The sequence below is a fragment of the Alteromonas mediterranea DE genome, assembly GCF_000020585.3.
Classification (GTDB): Bacteria; Pseudomonadota; Gammaproteobacteria; order Enterobacterales; family Alteromonadaceae; genus Alteromonas; species Alteromonas mediterranea.
In genome coordinates, this window is sequence record NC_011138.3 from 2,958,013 (window position 1) to 2,977,770 (window position 19,758).

Here is a 19,758-nt window from a genome sequence, read left to right on the forward strand (position 1 = left end):
AAAGACGCTTGATAAAAGAGGTTTTAGGCGTTGCTTTTGGCTTCACATTATCGCTAAGTACATAAGTTTTTAACTGTTGTTTTGGTTTGTATCTGTCATACCAGTTATACACCTGGTTTTTTTGAAGTGATGAGGTGTGGTTATATGATTTCACTACTGACACAGTAACTCCCTAATGCTGCTTGCCAATGTCATTTATAAATGATGTTTATTGCTGTTTAGCAAGCCCTCGCCGTAGACAGAAGAACATGCGTAGCAACTAGGTAGAGCAAAAAGAACACCAGTATTCAATTAATTACGCATATTTCTACGCATGCGCTTTTCTATTGATAGCGCGCCCGGTACACGTCGTAAACATAAGTAATGAAGCCTCTCTTGCCTCGACTCGGCCCACCCATTCCTGCAAGGTTTACACGCGCCATGTAATTCGATACATCAAGACTTCGTGCCCTATATATCCTGCACGTACTGCTTAGGAGGCTGGAATAAGCGAAATACCCATCAAAGGCAAAAAGGTTTAGATTATGTGGCGGCGTAAGCGAGTTTTACTCACAATATAGCGAGGGGCGGCAGCTTAAAAGCACGCAAATAAAGGAAGGGGTTGCTACCTAGATACAACTAGGTAGCTATTTAAATCGACGCTTACTTTTTCTCTTTGTAGTAAGACATCATACGACGGCGCTTGCGCTGCTGCGCCAAAGTAAGGTTGTTCTTTTTACCTTCAAAAGGGTTGTTACCCTCTCTGAACTCAATCTTGATAGGCGTGCCCATTATTTCTAACGCTTTTCTGAAGTAGTTCATTAAGAAGCGTTTATACGAGCTCGGTAAATCATCTACCTGATTACCATGAATAACGATAACAGGTGGGTTGTACCCGCCTGCATGTGCGTATTTCATTTTCACCCTGCGACCGCGCACAAGTGGCGGTTGGTGGTCATCTTGCGCCATTTCCATAATTTGAGTAAGCAGCGCAGTATTAATACGCTTCGTCGCGCTCATGTAAGCTTCTTGTACCGACTCAAATAAGTTTCCAACGCCTGAACCGTGCAAAGCAGAAATAAAGTGAATACGCGCGAAGTCTATAAAGCCTAGACGACGGTCCATCTCGCGCTTTATATCATCTTTAATATCGGTACTTAACCCATCCCACTTATTTACCGCCACCACCAGTGAGCGTCCAGAATTGAGTACAAAACCCAATAAACTCAAATCTTGATCGGTGATGCCTTCTCTTGCATCGATAACCAGCAGCACGACGTTGGCTTCTTCGATAGCCTGTAGCGTTTTTACAATCGAGAATTTTTCTACCGCTTCGCTGATTTTTTTACGCTTTCTAACACCTGCGGTGTCAATCAAAATATATTCTCGTTCGTCCCTTTCCATTGGGATGTAAACGCTGTCGCGTGTGGTACCAGGCATGTCGTAAACGACCACCCGCTCTTCACCAAGAATACGGTTTGTTAACGTAGACTTACCCACATTTGGCTTACCCACAATAGCCAGTTTAATAGGCAACTCTTGTAAGCGCTGACGCTGACTTTCTGCATCTTCCTCTTCTTCAGGCGCTTCGTCGATGATCTCCATATCAGGGAAGTCTGACTCAAGGGGTTTTAGCGCATCTTGCAGTAACTGGCTAACACCGCGACCATGTGCCGCAGCAATTTGCTTTATTGCACCAAGTCCGAGGGAGTAAAACTCTGCACTTTCACTGTCACCGTCAATACCGTCAACTTTGTTAGCAACGACAAAGATCTGTTTATTAATACGGCGTAAGTGATCGGCAATACCTTGATCTGCAGGAAGTAAACCCGCTCGTGCGTCAACCAAAAACAGTACGACGTCTGCTTCTTCTATGGCTAAAAGCGACTGCTGTGCCATTTCTGCATCAATGCCCTCTTCGTCGCCTGTAATACCGCCGGTATCCACTACAATAAACTGACGCTTTTCAAATTTCGCTTGGCCGTATTTACGGTCACGAGTTAGCCCCGGATAGTCAGCAACAAGTGCGTCACGGGTATTTGTAAGGCGATTAAACAAGGTTGACTTACCTACATTCGGGCGGCCAACCAAAGCAACAACGGGTAACATTTATCAGATCCTAAGGGTCATGAAAGCTAAAAAAGCACAAGCCACACACCAAATACAACTAACTTGGTTTTGAGATTGCGTCTCTAAATACGTGGTGTTTTACAAGAGGCTTTTGAGAATGGCCGCATTATACCTTGTTCACTACCTAATACCAATGCAGTTCGCTGCGAGTTTAATCGTGAGCTTTTCGAGAATGCCTAGGGGTTATTTAATCGGTTGATGGGTTTTCGCCCGCCAAAAGAAAAGGCGCTTCAAGTATGCCTTGAAGCGCCTTCGCTAAGCTTATTTACTGTAGCGTATCTACATCGATTAGTTAGGTACTTGTACCGATGCCACTACACCATTTCGCGTAACAGCAACAACACTGTCGTCAACTTTTAGCGGTGCTGCGAAAATAGCGTCGTCTTCGTCATCGCCACCCACATCCAGTCGCGCTACCACTTCGCCAGTTTCTTGCTCAATCCAATGCAAGAAGCCCCAGTTGTCGCCAACCACAATGTGATCGCCAACCGGTGTAGCCGCAGTTAATGAGCGCTTCTTGAGCAAACCCTGAGACCATAGCTCTACGCCATTTCGTCTATCCAGCGCGTATACATTTGAGTTGTTATCAACAACAAAAATCTTATTGCCGTCGATGTTCAAGTTACGAAACGATGCGTATTCACGCTTCCAAATAACCCGGCCCGAGCGCAATTCAACGGCTGCTAGCGTGCCGTTATACGAAACCGTGTAAACTGTTCCACCAAATAAAACAGGTGTTGTATCAATATCGACAATACGCTCAAGTTCTGTTGCACCTGATGGTGTTGCTATAACCGTTTCCCACGCCAACACACCGGTTTCGATAAGGTTTACCTGAATTTTTCCGATGGGTGTTCCAACTATGACACCACCGTTTGAGGCGATAGGACCTGAAATACCACGAAGTGTTAACGGGGGCGTGTCACCTTCATGTCTCCACACCTCTTCGCCAGTACGGGTATTGAAGCCAAAAAGGCTACCTGCACCTGTGTTTACCACAAGGATACCCTCATCGGCAGCTGGCGCCGCTAAGATTTCACCTGGCACGGTTGCATCCCACGCCAGTTCGCCGGTTTCTGCGTCCATCGCGGCGATATAGCCATTTTCAGTACCAATAAATACGTGTCTATCTGCTACTGAAATACCACCGATCCGTGCTGTTTCACCGCTGCGCCATAATTTGGTTACTGCGCTCATCATGCTTTCAGAGCGAAATTGCGCGAAATCTTTTTCCCACAACACTTTACCCGTTTCCGGCTCCATCGCCACTACTGCGCCGTGACGGTCTGCTGCGTAGAGCTTATTATAAGCATAGACAGGACGAAGGCGAGAAAAGTAATGATCAACACCATCACCAATATCACGCTCCCAAGCTAGCGTTGGAGAGAATTTGGCTTCAATTGGTTTTAAACGACGAATTTCGATTTCTTCTTCGTCAGCAAACCAGTCTGAAATTGTAGAGCAGCCAGACATTGTGATAGACACTGCTAATGCCATACCTATCGTGCGAGCAAATCGACCTTTACGGCCACACGTGTTGTGAAACAAATTGCGTACCTCTTTATTTTTTATACCAGCCCAAAGGCTAACGCTTACTGAGATGCTGAAACCGATAAGTTATCTAGCTTCATTTGTAAAAGCGGGTTATTGGCATTTTTTTCTAACGCATTTGAATAAGCTAAACGAGCATCATCAAACTTACCTTGTTTTTGATACACATCGCCTTTTAATTCAGAAATCTCTGCTGAAAATGCGTCGTTAGTTACGTTGCTAAGCGTAGACAACGCCGCGTCCAGCTGGTTCATTTCAATTTGCACTCGAGACAAACGAAGTGACGCAAGTACCTTAAGCTCGTCATTTTCAGCAAAGGTGACTACGCTATTTAAATGAGACGCAGCGGCATCTAAATCGCCGGCGTCTACTGCTTGTTTCGCGGCAAGAAGACCGGCAATGCTGGCATAGCCACTGTCTTTGTTTTCTTCAATGAACGCATTCACTTTAGCATCGCTACCTTCGCTTCCGAAGGTTTCAACCGCATTTTGATAAGCAACTGATGCTGCTTCTTTGCTCTCAATTTGTGTTTCTGAATAGTAGCGCCAGCCCCAAAGGCCGCCTAAACCTAGCGCTGCGCCCACAATGATGGCAGTACCGTGCTCTTTCCAAAAACGCTTTATCGCTTCTACTTGTTGTTCTTCTGTTGCGAACTGTTCCATGATGTCCTCTTCTTATTTTGCGCTCAGCATCTCAGCAACCTTATCCGCTAAGGTGTCAAAGCTTACTGTAACTTGTTCTTGACCGTCGCGTAGTGGTTTTACACCCACTTCACGAGACTGCATTTCGTCACTACCTAACAACAGCGCCAAACGTGCACCGGTTTTGTCTGCACGCTTCAATTGCTTTTTAAAGTTGCCGCCACCGCAGTGCATCATAATGCGGATATTAGGCAGCGCGTTACGAAGCGCTTCTGACACTTCTATGGCATAAGGCTGGGCATCGTCACCCATAGCTGTCACGTAAACATCGGCAAAGCTTGTATCTTGGCCTTCTTCGGTTAGCGTAGTCAGTAACAGTACCAAACGTTCAATACCCATGGCAAAACCAACCGCTGGAGTCGCTTTACCACCTAACTGTTCGACTAGACCATCATAACGACCGCCAGCACACACTGTGCCCTGCGCACCCAAGCTATCGGTTACCCATTCAAACACTGTTCTGTTGTAGTAGTCTAACCCACGCACTAAGCGCGGGTTAATTTCAAATTCGATACCGGCTTGTGTAAGTCGCGCACACAATGTGTCGAAATGTGCCTTAGACTCATCATCTAAGTGGTCGATAAGGGCCGGCGCGTCTGCAATGGCAGCCTGAACATCTGGGTTCTTCGAATCAAGCACGCGAAGCGGGTTGGTTTCAAGGCGACGCAGCGAATCTTCATCAAGCTGGTCAGCTCTTTCCTTTAAAAACGCCACAAGAGTATCGCGGTACGCCGCACGTGCCTCGTTCGAGCCTAGCGTGTTGATTTGTAGTTTTACATGCTGCTCTATGCCAAAGGATTTCCAGAAGCGTGCACTAAGGAGGATCACTTCTAAATCTATGTCAGGTCCATCCATGCCATAGGTTTCAACGCCAAATTGGTGAAACTGGCGATAGCGACCTTTTTGTGGGCGCTCGTGGCGAAACATTGGGCCCATGTACCATAGTCGCTGTTGCTGGTTATACAGTAACCCATGCTCGTTACCCGCACGCACGCAACTTGCTGTACCCTCTGGACGCAGCGTCAAGCTATCGCCATTTCTATCTTCAAAGGTATACATTTCCTTTTCAACGATATCGGTAACTTCACCAATAGAGCGCTTAAATAGATCGGTGCTTTCAACGATGGGGGTGCGTATTTCCTGGTAGCCATAACTCGCCACAACCTGACGAAGTACAGATTCTACCTTTTGCCATGTGCCGGAAATCTCCGGTAGGCAGTCATTCATGCCTCGAATTGCCTGAATAGTCTTAGCCACGTGAAATTCTCATACTGCTAAATAGTGAAAAGCCCCGCATTATAGGGGCTTTGGGAGTAAACAACAACGAACAAAAAGGTCTCTTAGTCTTTCACCGAAACCTGAATTTTATTTTGCTCGCTTAGGCGCGCTGCTTTAGCACGGATTTTCGCTTCTAGCTTGTCAACGAGATCGTCATTTGGAAGGCGCTCTTTAACCCGTTTCCCGTCTTCGTATAAGCCGCTCATATTGCGTGCGCCGGTAAGCCCTAAGTCTGATACTTCAGCTTCCCCAGGGCCGTTAACCACACACCCGATAATGGAAACATCCATTGGGGTTAGAATATCTTCTAGCCTCTGCTCTAACGCGTTTACCGTGCCGATAACGTCAAACTCTTGTCTTGAGCAGCTAGGGCATGCAATAAAGTTGATACCGCGAGAGCGAATGCGCAGCGACTTTAAGATATCGAAGCCAACTTTGATTTCTTCTACCGGGTCAGCAGCAAGTGAAACACGTACTGTATCACCTATGCCTTCGGCCAGAAGCATACCCAAACCGACGGCGCTTTTAACCGCCCCAGCTCGTTGCCCACCGGCTTCGGTAATACCTAAATGAAGGGGTTGGTCGATTTTTTGTGCCAATAAGCGATAGGCGCCAACAGCCAAAAATACATCAGAAGCTTTAACACTGACTTTGAACTGGTCAAAATTGAGCTTATCTAGAATATCTACATGGCGCATGGCTGACTCAACCAGCGCTTCTGGCGTGGGCTCACCATACTTTTCTTGTAAGTCTTTCTCTAGCGATCCGCCATTAACACCAATCCGAATAGGAATATTTTTGTCTTTCGCGCAGTCAACCACAGAGCGAACGCGCTCCATATTGCCAATGTTGCCCGGGTTTATGCGCAAGCAGTCTACGCCGTACTCTGCCACTTTCAGGGCTATGCGATAGTCAAAGTGAATATCGGCGACCAAGGGTACGCTTACCTGCTTCTTTATTTCCTTGAATGCTTCTGCCGCTTCCATGGTAGGTACAGATACACGAACTATCTCACCACCGACAGCTACAATTCGGTTTATCTGATCTACTGTCGCTGCCACATCTGTGGTGCGAGTATTTGTCATGGATTGAACAGCAATGGGAGCACCATCGCCAATGGGAACATTACCTACATTAATACGCGTAGACTTTCTGCGTTTAATAGGGCTTTCTGCAAACATCTAATTACCTATAAAGGAAGTGCGAACCGAGCTGTTTTACCATTTTGGTATGAAGAAATATCAACAGACTCGCCGTTAACTGATATGCGCACATTATCCGGTGCACCGAGCGTAACTTCAACAGGAGGTACGCCTTGAATTTCCATAACGCGTCCTTTTTGCTTAACCCCATAGGCTATTGCTTCACCAGACGCGTCTTTAATATTTACCCAGCAATCATCGTCAAAGGTAAAAGTCATTGAGATAGGTGCTGCACTACTTTGTGTATTGATTTTCAGGCTAGACTGTTGAACTTCATTGTCGCCGCTAACTAGCGCCGTTAGATTATTGCTATCATCGACGGTTGTATCTGGGGCCGAGATAGCCCCATCGTTTAAACTACCGTCTTGAGCAAAGTCATCATCTTGTGGGCCGGTGTCTTCGCCAGATTGCGACTCGCCCACTTCAGCGCTACGCGACGTTAACGTGTCATTACCTAAGGTTGATGCTTGCGAGGCAGTATTGTCTGATGAAATACGCTTTTCGGCCTGTGAACTACTCGTTCCACGTTCGGTTGATGAAATAGGCGTATTAGCAGTCTCACGCTTAACCGCTTCGGTAAGGGGTAACTCGGCAACAGACTCGTCATTAGGTTGTTGATACCACCAGACCACTACACCGGCTATAATAAGAAGCAGAATAATGTAAGTAACCATCATCCATCTGTCATCGTGTGTCTGTTTTGCGACACGCTTTGAAAAACTTTGTAGCTTTTCAGAAGACGGAACAGATGTTTGGTTGTGAAACCGCTCAAACGCTTCAATAACCTCATGAGAATTCATGCCTAATTGCTTAGCATAATTTCTTACGTATCCCTTCGTAAACGTAACCGACGATCTCTCATCAATAACGTCACTTTCTAAATCATTGATTTGAAATGATTTTAGAAATAATTTATCGGCAATGTCTTGTTGGGACAAACCTAGCGTTTCACGGCGCGCTTTTAGCATTGCCCCCGGGCTTGGCGTATTTTCTTGTTGTTGCGAAGTTACTTCTTGATTCGCTTTTTCTTCTGACACCATTAAACCTTATTCCTCCTGCATATTCGGTGGTACTAACCAAAGCGTCTGACCAGCAATAATAGCGCCAGTATTTTCTAGGTTATTCCACTTTAGCAGTGTTGCCATTTTGATATTGTGCAATAAAGAAATACGATATAAGTTTTCACCTTCTTTTACTACATGGAATTTGTCACTTTGCTCAGATAATTCAATATTTTGCTTTTGTTCGTTATCTGAAGGGGATGTTGAAGTTGTAGTTTGCTCATCGTCATTTGGCTCAACACGCTGGCTTTGCTCCCCCGCATCATCAAGTTCTGCCTCTGAAGTGGTTGATTGCTCTGCCTTTTCGCCCTGTTTTTGCTTTTCCACTTGAGCGCCTGCCTGCTGGCTTTCTACTTCGTTTACAGGCGAAGACTTAACAGTTCTAACGACCCTATTTTGCAAACTATCTCGTTGAACAAGGTAGCGTTTCGTCAGTTCACTTTCGGGAAACACCGAAACCATCATTTCGCCATAGTCGCTAGCCGCTTCGAGATCCCCTTGGCCTTTGGCAACTTCATACGCTAACCATAAATAGTCAGGTGTGATTTTTGCGACGCGCTCGTATTTACTCAATGAAGACTCAGCAAGGCCCCACTGCTCAGACACAGCGTAGAGCTCGCTTAATAGAAAGAGGGTTTTTCCTCGGGCTGGTTGGTGTTTCAAGGCGTCTTGAAGGTAGCCTATCGCCTCATCCACTTTTCCTTGGCTTTGTGCACATAGCGCAAGGTTTTCGTAAGTTTGCGCTGCATTTGCATAAAGGCGGTTGTTGATAGCATCAAAGAAATAAGCTTTAGCTTTATCGTATTCCCCGTTTTGACACTTAAACGTACCATAGCTGTTTGCAATGTCACCATTCTCAGGCGCTAAGTCTATCGCTGATTTGTAGAACTCTTCGGCACGGCGGTTGTCGCCTACTAGTTGATAGTAGTAGGCCATGGCGAACTGAACATCGGCAGAGCGAGGGTCAAAGCCAGTGCTTTGTCTAAATTCTTTTTCGCTTGCGTGTAGTTGTTGTTTTGAAGGTAGGTAAGACCAAGGGACGTTCNCGTTTTAGCGGCTTCCTCATGATCGAAGTTACCCCCGTGTANNTAANANCANANNGACNGTCAAAGCCAGTGCTTTGTCTAAATTCTTTTTCGCTTGCGTGTAGTTGTTGTTTTGAAGGTAGGTAAGACCAAGGGACGTTCTCGTTTTAGCGGCTTCCTCATGATCGAAGTTACCCCCGTATAAATCAGACTGACTGTTGCTTACACAGCCAGTCACCATTATAACGGCACTCAATAAACTAACCCGAAGTGAAGTACGCAATCCCGCAACCATAGTCTTACCCTATTATCTTAATGATTATTGGGCCATTTTTACCGAAATCGCTTCGCCCTTCACCTGTTTTTTTAACAATCTTTTCGTTCTATCAACTACATCGCCTACTAATTGACCGCACGCAGCATCAATATCATCGCCGCGGGTCTTGCGAACAACCGTGGTAAACCCGTATTCCATAAGCACTTTCGAGAATCTATCGATACGGGAGTTACTCGAGCAGGTGTATGGTGACCCCGGGTATGGGTTGAACGGTATTAAATTAATTTTACTCGGCGTATCTTTTAATACTTTCGCCAGCTGGTGCGCTTGTTCAGTACTGTCGTTGATATTTGAAAGCATCACGTACTCAACCGTTACACGGCCCTGGTTTGCCTTTGATTTCGCTAGATAACGACGTACGCCTGCTAAGAATGCTTCTATATTGTATTTCTTATTAACCGGCACGATTTCGTTGCGTAGTTCATCCGTTGGCGCGTGAAGCGATATCGCAAGGGCTACATCTATTTGGTCGCCCAGCATATCAAGCGCTGGCACCACGCCAGAGGTACTTAACGTTACGCGACGTTTAGACAAACCAAACCCAAAATCATCTAGCATGATATCCATAGCCGGTACAACGTTTTTAAGGTTAAGTAATGGCTCACCCATGCCCATCATTACCACGTTGGTGATGGGGCGTTTACTTGAGTCTTTCGACAGACCAAGGAATGTAGCAACACGCCATACCTGACCAATAATTTCGCTGACGCTGAGGTTTCGGTTAAAACCCTGCTGCGCTGTCGAGCAGAACGTACACTCTAGTGCACAACCTACTTGTGATGAGACACACAAGGTTGCGCGATCGGTTTCGGGGATCCAAACCGATTCCACTTCCTGTCCACCTTCGAGGGTCAATGCGAACTTGATAGTACCGTCACTGGCTTCTTGAAAATACGCAATTTCAGGTGCTTTAATTTCACAGTTCTCAATAAGCATGGCACGAAGGTTTTTATTGAGGTTACTCATTTCCTCGAAATCGCTAACACCGTGCTGGTAAATCCATTTCATTACCTGATCGGCACGAAACGGCTTCTCGCCCATTTCCTTGAAGAAATTGCGCAAGCCTTCGCGATTTAGGTTTAATAAGTTAGTTTTTGCCATGAATAAGATGACCCTTTTACCTTCGAGGGTTCCCCCTCTTACTGCTGAAATTGATGTAATAACCAACGTTCTGACTACCTAATGAGCAGAGGACGTGTACTGATTAAAATTTGCGCGGATTCTACCACAGATGAGAAATGAGAAAAAGTCGATTTAGCGCAGAGTATGGTTAAGATTGCCGTGCCAGCGAGGTTGCTTCCACTTGGCAAATAGATGATATCCCCAAGCACCTTAGTTAGTGATTTTCGTTGTTACTTTCAAGCGCGGCTGAGAAAAAAGCGAATAGGTGAAGAGAAGATGAGGGTAAGCGACGATTTAATTAGGCTGTAAGAAACCGTTGCAAACGCCGAAAACATCGAGTTAGGGTGAGGCGTCACCGCCTCATCCCTCTCACAGAACCGTACATACGGGCCTCGTATACGGCTCATGTACCTAGTTATTTAGCGTAATTGCTAAACACATATCCCGTTGCAACATTCTCCAAGTTCATTAGCCCGATTTCATCAAACCAACTGTTTGGCATTGCGTAGCTTGCTAAGGGACTGCGTGCACTGCACCAACTCGTCATGTTGATATGAGCAAACTGACCTTTATAACCGTGCTGTCTTAGCCAGCGATGGAGGCGGCTCGCCTTTTTCCATAACTTGAGTTGGATGCTGCGCAAGCGGCGTCTTAGCCAGCTTGCTATTTGCTTAAATGCCCTGCTCGCATTGGCTATCTTGAAGTAATAACTGAACCCTCTTAGCAGTGGGTTTAATGCATTGATAACTGATTGCAGTGGCATTCCGCCATTGCGTTTCGTCACCTGCTTGAGCTTCGCCTTAAACGCGGTGAGTTTCTTGGGCTGGATGCGGGTATATTTCGTCCCAATTTCAACACCAAGGAACTTCACACCATCATCACTGTGAGTGATGTGTGTTTTCTCCGTGTTTACACTTAGCTTTAGCTTTTCTTCTAAGATGTGTGTGGCTTGCACTTTGGCATTCTCTGCCGCTGCACGACTGCTACACAGGATAAGGATGTCATCAGCATAGCGCACTATGCGGTGCCCACGTTGTTTCATTTCCTCATCGAACGCATCCAGATAGATGTTCGCTATGAGCGGGCTTATTACCCCGCCTTGCGGACTGCCTGTCTCTGTCTGCTGCCAATGCCCATCAACCATTACCCCACTTTGTAGGAACTGAGCAATGAGACTCAGCACGCTACCATCACGAACCCGTCTTTTAATGCTCTTAATGATAAGCGTATGGTCCAGCTTATCGAAGCACTTCGACAGGTCCATGTCCACTACATGCTGACGCCTATATCGACGGATAAACATGGTGGCTTTGTTGATGGCATCGTGACAGCTCCGCTTCGGTCTATAACCAAAGCTGGATGGATGGAACTGCTCTTCGAAGATGGGTGTAAGGAGGTCATTCAAGCATTGTTGAACCACTCTATCCCTAACTGTTGGGATACCCAATAGACGCTCACCGCCCCCGTCTTTCGGGATAATGACCCGCCTTACCGGTTGCGGTTGATAGCGTTTGGTTTTGAGTTCAAGAAGAAGCTGCGATAGTTCATTATCCAGATTTGAGGCAAACGCGCTCAGGCTCTGCCCATCTATTCCGGCCGCGCCTTTCGCTTTGAATACCTTTTTAAATCCCTTGAACAGTCTGGCTTTATTAAGCAAGTGACCGTACAAACTATAATAAACCCGCACGCTTCTCCTCGAAGATGGTGTGCTGTGTGGGGGCCGATGACTTCTTTTCGTGTTGGTCTATTTCACATGGTGGTAGAGCGTGCTAGCCCAATGGCAATCTACTCAACGTTCCCACATTACTCCCATGTACCGTTTCGTAGCCAGTCCGTCGCTTCCGCGAAAAACCAAGTACGAAGACGTCGATAGCTAATCGATTCGTGTACCACTAAAAAAAAAACACCTGCTCATCACAGACTTACTATGTACTTCCGCCCTTCGCCATCCTTATCCGCTTTTGGCTGATAACGATGCCACCAAACACTGCTGATGGTCAGCTCGGTTTTACCCTCCACACCATTACTGGCTTTCACAGGCCGAACTTTACTCACTACTACGGCTTCATCTGCCACCTCACACCGATTAACATCTTGAGTCTCCCCTTGAACGTTAACCACTTACTCTAAGTAAGTTTAGGTGCCAGGCTTCCCCAGTTACTGCACTGACGCCCTGTTAGAAATCCCACCCTCAAGCACAAAACAGGACTGACCGAGTATCGGGCTTCACGCTATTTTGCACGCTTACCCCCCTGTCTTGCCGAATCAGGTTCACTTGCGTTGTGTACCTCTAACTTCCTATGGCTTCCTTCGGACCCTGCCGTTGGCCAACAACGCCCTTGCCATTCGGATTATCTTCCCCTCAGTCAGGGTGATTCAGGTTTCTTTCAACCTGACGGGTTTGCCAGCTTCGCTGGGCAAACAAAAAAACGAGGCGCTAAGGCCTCGTTTTTTCCTACCAGCGTATTCTTAGCGAGTACGTGGGCAGATTTCTTCTTCAGAGAAGAAGTAAGCAATTTCGCGTGCTGCTGACTCAGGCGCGTCAGAACCGTGAACTGCGTTTTCGTCGATTGACGCAGCGTAGTCTGAACGTAATGTACCTGAAGCTGCATCAGCTGGGTTAGTTGCGCCCATGATTTCACGGTTAGCTAGAACAGCGTTTTCGCCTTCTAGTACTTGAACCATAACTGGACCAGACGTCATGAAGTCAACAAGTGCGCCGAAGAAAGGACGCTCTTTGTGTTCTGCATAAAAGCCTTCTGCTTGCTCTTTGCTCATGTGGATCATCTTAGATGCCACAATGCGAAGACCTGCAGATTCGAAACGGTTGTAAATTGCACCGATAACGTTTTTAGCTACCGCATCAGGCTTGATAATCGAAAAAGTACGCTCAAGAGCCATGTTATCTCTCCAAACAAATAATAGTGTATGTATCTTAAAATTTTGGCCGCGAATTATAGGCAATAAATAGCAGCTTGACCAGAGCCTTTATCAAATCAGGCTTAACGTATTGTTTTTACTTGCAAATGTAATATCAGAATAGCGCACTAGCTATGACAATATGATGACAACGTATACATTATTTTGCGAAGGCAGATGTTCAGTTGCAACACAACCTGCCCTATCAACTCAGCGACGACCGAATAAAACGATGTCGGAAAAGCGATGAGCCACCAAATACTAAGCGTTAGCTTTGGCTAGTTCTTGGATTTTACCCACAATAGCACGCAAGCCATTACCCCGCGTTGGGGTAATATGACGCTCCAGATCTAACGCTTCGAAGTACCCATCGATATCAAACGCTACGATATCTGCTGGGGTTTTATCGTTGTAGGCGGCAAGCACTAATGCTAATAAACCTTGAACGATAACCGCGTCGCTATCTACGTCAAAGGTAATTTTGTTCCCGTCATAGGACTCGATTAACCATACACTGCTTTGACAGCCTTTCACTAGGCGCTCAGGGGTTTTCGCGTCTTCGGGTAAACCTGGAATAGATTTGCCTAAGTCAATGATGTACTGATATCGCTGTTCCCAATCGTCGAAGAACGCTAAATCATCAATAATCTCTTCACTACTTGGTAATTGCATTTCTATTTCCGCTTTTAAAATCTGTAATAAGGTTAAACGACAAGGCGATAAACGATGGCTAGTGTGCTTAGAAGAAAAGGCCCGCTTCAAGCTGCGCTTCTTCACTCATCATGTCTCGTGACCATGCTGGGTCGAACACTAGCTCAACATTGACGTTTTTCACATGGGGCACCATGGCTACACGATACTCCACGTCACCGACCAGAACCGGTCCCATGCCACAACCCGGTGCGGTAAGCGTCATATCAATATTGACGTCACCGGATCCTTGATCAATTTCGACTTTATATATAAGCCCCAATGAAACCAGATTAATTGGAATTTCGGGGTCAAAAATAGTCTCTAAGGCATCCCACACTTGCTGTTCGCTGATGTTACCATCTTCTGGCGCATCAAAGGTCAATGTCATCGCTTTGCGACCGATAGCGCCCGCGTCAGTACCGTCAATGCGGTACATATTACCGCGCCACGTTACCGTGTAGTTACCACCGAGCTCTTGGGTGATATTCACAAACTCGCCTTCAGGGATAACAGTTGGGTTACCCGCTGGCACCAAACGCGCTTTACAATCGCGCTCGGTGGTCACCATTTTTTGTTTCATAAACGACTTAGTACTCTTTAATTCTACAACTGAAGTGCTTTTGCGCGGCAATTAACCTACGTTAAAACTCTCGCCACACCCACATTCATCAACAACATTTGGGTTGTTGTACTTGATAATGCCGTTTACGCCTTCCATAACATAGTCAATCTCGGTGTTACGCAAAAGATCGGTTGCATCTGCGGCAACCGCTACATTAACAAGGGGAGAAATTTCAATAATTTCATCATCTGCTTGGGCGCTGTCAGCGAAATCAAGCACGTAAGCATAGCCCGTACAGCCGCTTACTTTTGTTGATAAACGAATTAACTGACCAGGCTTGTCTTTAAGCTTACTTTCGAAATGCTTAACGGCACTGTCAGTTAGCGTAATGAGTTTTGTACTAGGTACAAACGTTTCAACACTCATAATGCCTCCTTAGGCCAACATCATTTTTGCTTTTTTAAGCGCAGCAAATAAGCTGTCTACTTCTTCAAGCGTATTGTAAATTGAAAACGACGCACGAGCGGTACCCGGTATGCCGAATCGCTTCATCAGTGGTTGCGCACAGTTATCACCTGTGCGAATAGCCACGCCTTGTCTATCTAAAATAAAGCCCACATCGGCTGGATGCGCACCTTCAAGCAAAAAGCTTAACACGCCAACCTTGTTTGGTGCTGTACCAATAATGCGCATCCCTTCAAAGGCTTCAGCCTGCTCGGTGGCATAGGCCAGCAGCTTTTGCTCATGTTCGTGTAATGCGTTTACATCAAGGGCGCTAAACCAGTCAACTGCCGCCCCCATTCCGATAGCGCCGGCGATATTTGGTGTACCGGCTTCTAAGCGGTTAGGTAAAGAGCCCCACGTGGCTTCATGATAGGTGACATCCTTGATCATCTCGCCACCAACCTGCCATACTGGCCAGGTTTCTAGGACCTCTTTTTTACCCCACAAGCAGCCAATGCCTGTTGGGCCAAAAAGCTTATGCCCTGAAAATGCGTAAAAGTCGCAGCCGATGTCTTGTACGTCTACACCGCCATGGGCTATACCCTGCGCACCATCAACCAAAACCCAGGCCCCTACTGCTTTGGCTTTTTGCGTTAGCAGTTTAATTGGGTTTACCGTTCCCAAGGCATTTGACACGTGCGGGAAGGCGACCATTTTGGTGTTACTTGAAAGCAGTCTATCAAAGGCTTCTACATCAAGCTCACCAGTATCGAAAATAGGTACAATGTTGAGCGTAGCGCCAGCGCGACGACAGGCCTGTTGCCACGTAACCAAGTTAGCATGGTGCTCAAGCTCGGTGACCATCACTTCATCACCTTCACCGAGAAGCTGACCTAGGCCATTGGCCACGATGTTAATGGCCTCAGTGGTACCCGACGTCCAAATAACTTCTTCGCGGGCGTTGGCATTAATGAAACTCGCGACGCTGCTACGTGCATTTTCATATCGACGGGTGGCTTCATCAGACAAGTGATGAGCACCGCGATGCACGTTCGCGTTCGTGCCCGTATAAAAGTCTACCAACGCGTCTATTACCGCTTGCGGTTTTTGCGTGGTCGCTGCGTTATCTAGGTAGACTAGCGGTTTGCCGTCTACCGTCTTTGATAAAATAGGAAACTGGGCACGAAGTGCTGCAACGTCTAGGCTCATTTCACCTCCATTTGGGCGAAGCGTTCACTTAACAGTGGCGCAAGCCATTCACGGATTGCCCCATTTGGTACATCGTTTATCAGCTCTTGAATGAAACCGAAGTTAAGCATAACAAGTGCTTTACTACGCGGAATGCCGCGAGTCAGCATGTAGTACAAGGCTTCTTCTTCAATTTCAGCTACCGTTGCACCGTGGGCACACTTTACGTCATCGGCGTAAATTTCAAGCTCAGGCTTGGTATTAATTACGCCGCGGCGTGACAATAACAAGTTGCGGTTGTTCAGTTCAGCCAGCGTTTTCTGTGCGTCGCGGTGAATATGAATACGACCGTTAAACACAGCGCGCGCTTTATCACCCACAATACCGCGCGCATTTTCCTCGGTAGTACCGTTAGGCATAGCGTGCTCAATGGTAGAGTGCAGGTCGAACAACTCGCCTTCTGCCAACAAATAAACAGCGTTCATTTTCGCGTCAGCAAACTCGCCCGCATGGTGAATGTCTACGTCTAAGCGCGACAGTTCGCTGCCATAACCCACCATGGTGCTATTGAGCGTGGTGCGGTTGTGTAGCTTGAAGTGGCTACCGCCTAGTTGCTTTGCTTTGCCAGTAAACATAGCGAAACGATAGTGCTCTAGATGAGCATCATCCGCCAAATCGTATTCAGCAAACGCCGTGGTTAAGCTTTCAGTATCACCAAAGCCTTGCTCGATAACAGTGGCGCTTGCGCCTTCTGCTACTTTTACTACCACGCGCGTGTGGGCATCTACATTTTGCGACGCCATGTTCACAATGCGCACTGGTGTGTCGATTTTCACGCCTGCTTCAACATTAATAAAAATACCATGTTGGCATAGCGCATCGTTTACCAAACCAAACATATGACGGCTAGGCTTAACTTTGCCATACACGCTGCTAATCGCCTGTTGCGTAGCAGCATCATCACTGTTTAGTGACGTAATACTCATGCCAACTGGCACATCAAGCGTATTAACCTGTGTAACCAGCACGCCATCGACAAAAATAAGATCGATAGCATTTAAATTATCAATAGCCGGTACTGGCAAGTTGTCAGCTTGCACTGCTTGCTTTGCTTCACGCTTTTCAATTGGCGTAAGCGGCGTAAAGCGCCAGCTTTCGTTTCTGCGCGCTGGCCAGCCGTCGGCTTTTAGTTGTGCTAAGGCCTGTTGACGCACGGGCGATAGATAATCGTCGCGCTGTGCTGTATCAATGACCTGTTCTAGCCATTGACTCATGCCTCGGCCTCCTCATACGCTTTACCTAGGAAAGCGTAACCACTCTTTTCAACTTCTAGTGCCAGTGACGCATCACCACTTTTTACAATTTTACCGTCGGCAAGAATGTGTACAAAGTCAGGCTTGATGTAGTCGAGAAGACGCTGGTAGTGGGTAACAACAATGAAGCTACGCTCACCGTCGCGCTGGCTGTTTACGCCATCGGCAACCACTTGTAGTGCATCAACGTCAAGGCCAGAGTCTGATTCGTCCAGAATACAAAGCTTTGGCTCAAGCAAAATCATTTGCATGATTTCGTTACGTTTTTTCTCACCACCAGAGAAGCCTTCGTTAACGCCACGCTTTAAGAAATCCAGGGGAAGTTGAACTTGCTTACAGGCTTCTTTCGCTTTTTTAAGAAACTCAGCAGCCGTCAGTGGCGCTTCGCCGCGCTCTTCACGCATGGCGTTAACCGACTCTTTCATAAATTCCATGTTGCTTACGCCAGGAATTTCAACTGGGTACTGAAACGCTAAAAACAGGCCTTCTCGAGCGCGCTCTTCAACGTCAAGCTCAAGTAAGTCTTTACCGTTAAGCGTGGCTTCACCATCACTCACTTCGTAGCCATCACGGCCAGATAGTACGTAACCTAGTGTACTTTTACCGGCACCGTTGGGGCCCATGATAGCGTGTACTTCACCAGGTTTAACTTCAAGGTTAAGACCTTTAATGATGTTTTTCTCTTCCACGCTGGCATGTAAATTCTTGATACTAAGCATTGATTACCCCACTGAACCTTCAAGACTAATTTCGAGCAGTTTGCCGGCTTCTACGGCAAATTCCATTGGTAGCTCTTTGAATACTTCTTTACAGAAACCGTTAACAATCATAGAAACGGCTTTCTCTGTGTCTAAGCCACGTTGCTGACACAAAAATAATTGTTCGTCGCTCACCTTCGATGTTGTCGCTTCGTGCTCAACAATGGCTGAAGGATTGCGGCTTTCGATATACGGGAACGTGTGTGCACCACACTTGTCGCCAATCAGCAGCGAGTCGCACTCGGTAAAGTTACGTGCACCGTCTGCCCGCGGGCCCATTTGAACCAGTCCACGATAGGCATTGTTACTATTCCCTGCTGAGATACCTTTAGAGATGATGGTCGACTTGGTGTTTTTACCCACGTGAATCATCTTAGTACCGGTATCTGCCTGCTGACGACCACGTGTTAGGGCTACTGAGTAGAACTCACCTACGCTATTGTCGCCTTTAAGTACACAGCTTGGGTACTTCCACGTTACCGCAGAGCCCGTTTCAACCTGCGTCCAAGAGATTTTAGCGTTCGTGTGTGCAACACCGCGCTTGGTCACGAAGTTGTAAATACCGCCTTTACCGTTTTCATCGCCCGGGTACCAGTTTTGTACCGTCGAGTATTTGATTTGCGCATCGTCCATCGCGACCAGTTCAACCACAGCGGCATGCAGCTGGTTTTCATCGCGCTGAGGCGCGGTACAGCCTTCTAGGTAGCTCACGTAGCTGCCTTCATCGGCAACAATAAGCGTACGTTCGAACTGACCGGTATTCATTTCGTTAATACGGAAATAGGTTGATAGCTCCATAGGGCAGCGGGTGCCTTTTGGAATATAAACGAATGAACCGTCAGTAAATACTGCACTGTTTAGTGCCGCAAAGTAGTTGTCCGTGCGAGGAACCACAGAACCGATATATTTTTTCACAAGGTCTGGGTACTTCTGAACCGCTTCAGAAATCGGGCAAAAAATTACCCCTGCATCTTCCAGCTTTTCGCGGAATGTCGTCACAACGGAAACCGAGTCGAATACCGCATCTACAGCTACACCCGCCAGCATTTCTTGCTCATGAAGCGGAATACCAAGCTTTTCGTAGGTACGCAGTAACTCTGGGTCCACCTCGTCTAGCGACTGAGGCTTGTCTTTCATACTCTTTGGTGCCGAGTAGTAAGAAATGGACTGATAGTCGATTTTTGGATAATCCACATGCGCCCAGTCTGGCTCTTCCATTTCAAGCCATGCACGGTACGACTTCAAGCGCCATTCAAGCATCCATTCAGGCTCGTTTTTCATTGCTGATATGCGGCGGATAACCGACTCGTCCAGGCCGCTTTCAAACGTTTCTGACTCGATTTCTGAATAGAAACCTGCATCGTACTTTCTTTCTAACGCCTGTTCGATCTGTTCACTCATGTTGGGATCTCACTTGTTTGCCTGCATTTGCTGCCACTAAATTCGTTACTTAACTGGCAAATAAATTACCCCACGGTCTTGGTAATTTATCGCA

The 19,758-nt window shown here is 46.8% G+C and carries 17 protein-coding genes and 2 pseudogenes; all 19 read right to left on the reverse strand.

Annotated elements, in window-relative coordinates:
• Positions 1-642 precede the first annotated feature (642 nt).
• The 19 genes and pseudogenes from der to sufB all read right to left on the reverse strand — a co-directional run bounded on the left by der (position 643) and on the right by sufB (position 19,664).
• Complete coding sequence (gene der / locus MADE_RS13140; RefSeq protein ID WP_012517547.1) at positions 643-2,088, reverse strand: ribosome biogenesis GTPase Der; 1,446 nt, start codon at positions 2,086-2,088, stop codon at positions 643-645.
• 309 nt (positions 2,089-2,397) lie between these two features.
• On the reverse strand, positions 2,398-3,657 hold the full coding sequence (bamB, locus tag MADE_RS13145) for an outer membrane protein assembly factor BamB (RefSeq protein ID WP_012517546.1): 1,260 nt from the start codon (positions 3,655-3,657) through the stop codon (positions 2,398-2,400).
• Between the two features lie 44 nt (positions 3,658-3,701).
• Positions 3,702-4,322 (reverse strand): YfgM family protein, encoded by a 621-nt coding sequence (locus MADE_RS13150; protein WP_012517545.1) that lies wholly within the window; start codon positions 4,320-4,322, stop codon positions 3,702-3,704.
• A 12-nt stretch (positions 4,323-4,334) separates the two neighbouring features.
• Positions 4,335-5,618: a histidine--tRNA ligase gene (gene hisS, locus MADE_RS13155; protein ID WP_012517544.1), complete on the reverse strand. Its 1,284-nt coding sequence runs from the start codon at positions 5,616-5,618 to the stop codon at positions 4,335-4,337.
• An 83-nt stretch (positions 5,619-5,701) separates the two neighbouring features.
• Positions 5,702-6,820 (reverse strand): flavodoxin-dependent (E)-4-hydroxy-3-methylbut-2-enyl-diphosphate synthase, encoded by a 1,119-nt coding sequence (gene ispG, locus MADE_RS13160; RefSeq protein WP_012517543.1) that lies wholly within the window; start codon positions 6,818-6,820, stop codon positions 5,702-5,704.
• Positions 6,821-6,828: 8 nt separating this feature from the next.
• Positions 6,829-7,881: a RodZ domain-containing protein gene (locus MADE_RS13165; RefSeq protein WP_012517542.1), complete on the reverse strand. Its 1,053-nt coding sequence runs from the start codon at positions 7,879-7,881 to the stop codon at positions 6,829-6,831.
• Positions 7,882-7,887: 6 nt separating this feature from the next.
• Positions 7,888-8,987 (reverse strand): annotated as a pseudogene (gene pilW, locus MADE_RS13170) (type IV pilus biogenesis/stability protein PilW); the annotation flags it as partial.
• A 28-nt stretch (positions 8,988-9,015) separates the two neighbouring features.
• Positions 9,016-9,222: pseudogene (locus tag MADE_RS21225) on the reverse strand (type IV pilus biogenesis/stability protein PilW); the annotation flags it as partial.
• A gap of 24 nt (positions 9,223-9,246) precedes the next feature.
• A complete protein-coding gene (gene rlmN / locus MADE_RS13175; protein ID WP_012518999.1) occupies positions 9,247-10,365 on the reverse strand; it encodes a dual-specificity RNA methyltransferase RlmN in 1,119 nt (372 codons plus the stop codon).
• Positions 10,366-10,801: 436 nt separating this feature from the next.
• Positions 10,802-12,073 (reverse strand): group II intron reverse transcriptase/maturase, encoded by a 1,272-nt coding sequence (gene ltrA, locus MADE_RS13180; RefSeq protein ID WP_023559790.1) that lies wholly within the window; start codon positions 12,071-12,073, stop codon positions 10,802-10,804.
• A gap of 227 nt (positions 12,074-12,300) precedes the next feature.
• Positions 12,301-12,507: a hypothetical protein gene (locus MADE_RS20700; protein WP_014977850.1), complete on the reverse strand. Its 207-nt coding sequence runs from the start codon at positions 12,505-12,507 to the stop codon at positions 12,301-12,303.
• Between the two features lie 348 nt (positions 12,508-12,855).
• On the reverse strand, positions 12,856-13,287 hold the full coding sequence (gene ndk / locus MADE_RS13190; RefSeq protein WP_020743948.1) for a nucleoside-diphosphate kinase: 432 nt from the start codon (positions 13,285-13,287) through the stop codon (positions 12,856-12,858).
• A 279-nt stretch (positions 13,288-13,566) separates the two neighbouring features.
• Positions 13,567-13,977: a SufE family protein gene (locus MADE_RS13195; RefSeq protein ID WP_012519001.1), complete on the reverse strand. Its 411-nt coding sequence runs from the start codon at positions 13,975-13,977 to the stop codon at positions 13,567-13,569.
• Between the two features lie 67 nt (positions 13,978-14,044).
• Complete coding sequence (sufT, locus tag MADE_RS13200; RefSeq protein WP_012519002.1) at positions 14,045-14,578, reverse strand: putative Fe-S cluster assembly protein SufT; 534 nt, start codon at positions 14,576-14,578, stop codon at positions 14,045-14,047.
• 51 nt (positions 14,579-14,629) lie between these two features.
• Complete coding sequence (locus MADE_RS13205; RefSeq protein WP_012519003.1) at positions 14,630-14,986, reverse strand: HesB/IscA family protein; 357 nt, start codon at positions 14,984-14,986, stop codon at positions 14,630-14,632.
• Positions 14,987-14,995: 9 nt separating this feature from the next.
• Positions 14,996-16,213 carry an aminotransferase class V-fold PLP-dependent enzyme gene (locus MADE_RS13210; protein ID WP_012519004.1) on the reverse strand — a complete coding sequence of 406 codons (1,218 nt, stop codon included), beginning with the start codon at positions 16,211-16,213 and terminating at the stop codon, positions 14,996-14,998.
• Positions 16,210-17,466, reverse strand: coding sequence for a Fe-S cluster assembly protein SufD (gene sufD, locus MADE_RS13215; RefSeq protein ID WP_012519005.1), 1,257 nt, complete (start codon positions 17,464-17,466; stop codon positions 16,210-16,212). The genes MADE_RS13210 and sufD overlap by 4 nt, the downstream gene beginning before the upstream one ends.
• Positions 17,463-18,224 carry a Fe-S cluster assembly ATPase SufC gene (gene sufC, locus MADE_RS13220; protein ID WP_015067617.1) on the reverse strand — a complete coding sequence of 254 codons (762 nt, stop codon included), beginning with the start codon at positions 18,222-18,224 and terminating at the stop codon, positions 17,463-17,465. Before sufC ends, sufD begins: the two co-directional genes overlap by 4 nt.
• Before the next feature lie 3 nt (positions 18,225-18,227).
• The gene (gene sufB, locus MADE_RS13225; RefSeq protein ID WP_012519007.1) at positions 18,228-19,664 is read right to left on the reverse strand and encodes a Fe-S cluster assembly protein SufB; all 1,437 of its coding nucleotides are present in this window, start codon (positions 19,662-19,664) and stop codon (positions 18,228-18,230) included.
• Positions 19,665-19,758 lie beyond the last annotated feature (94 nt).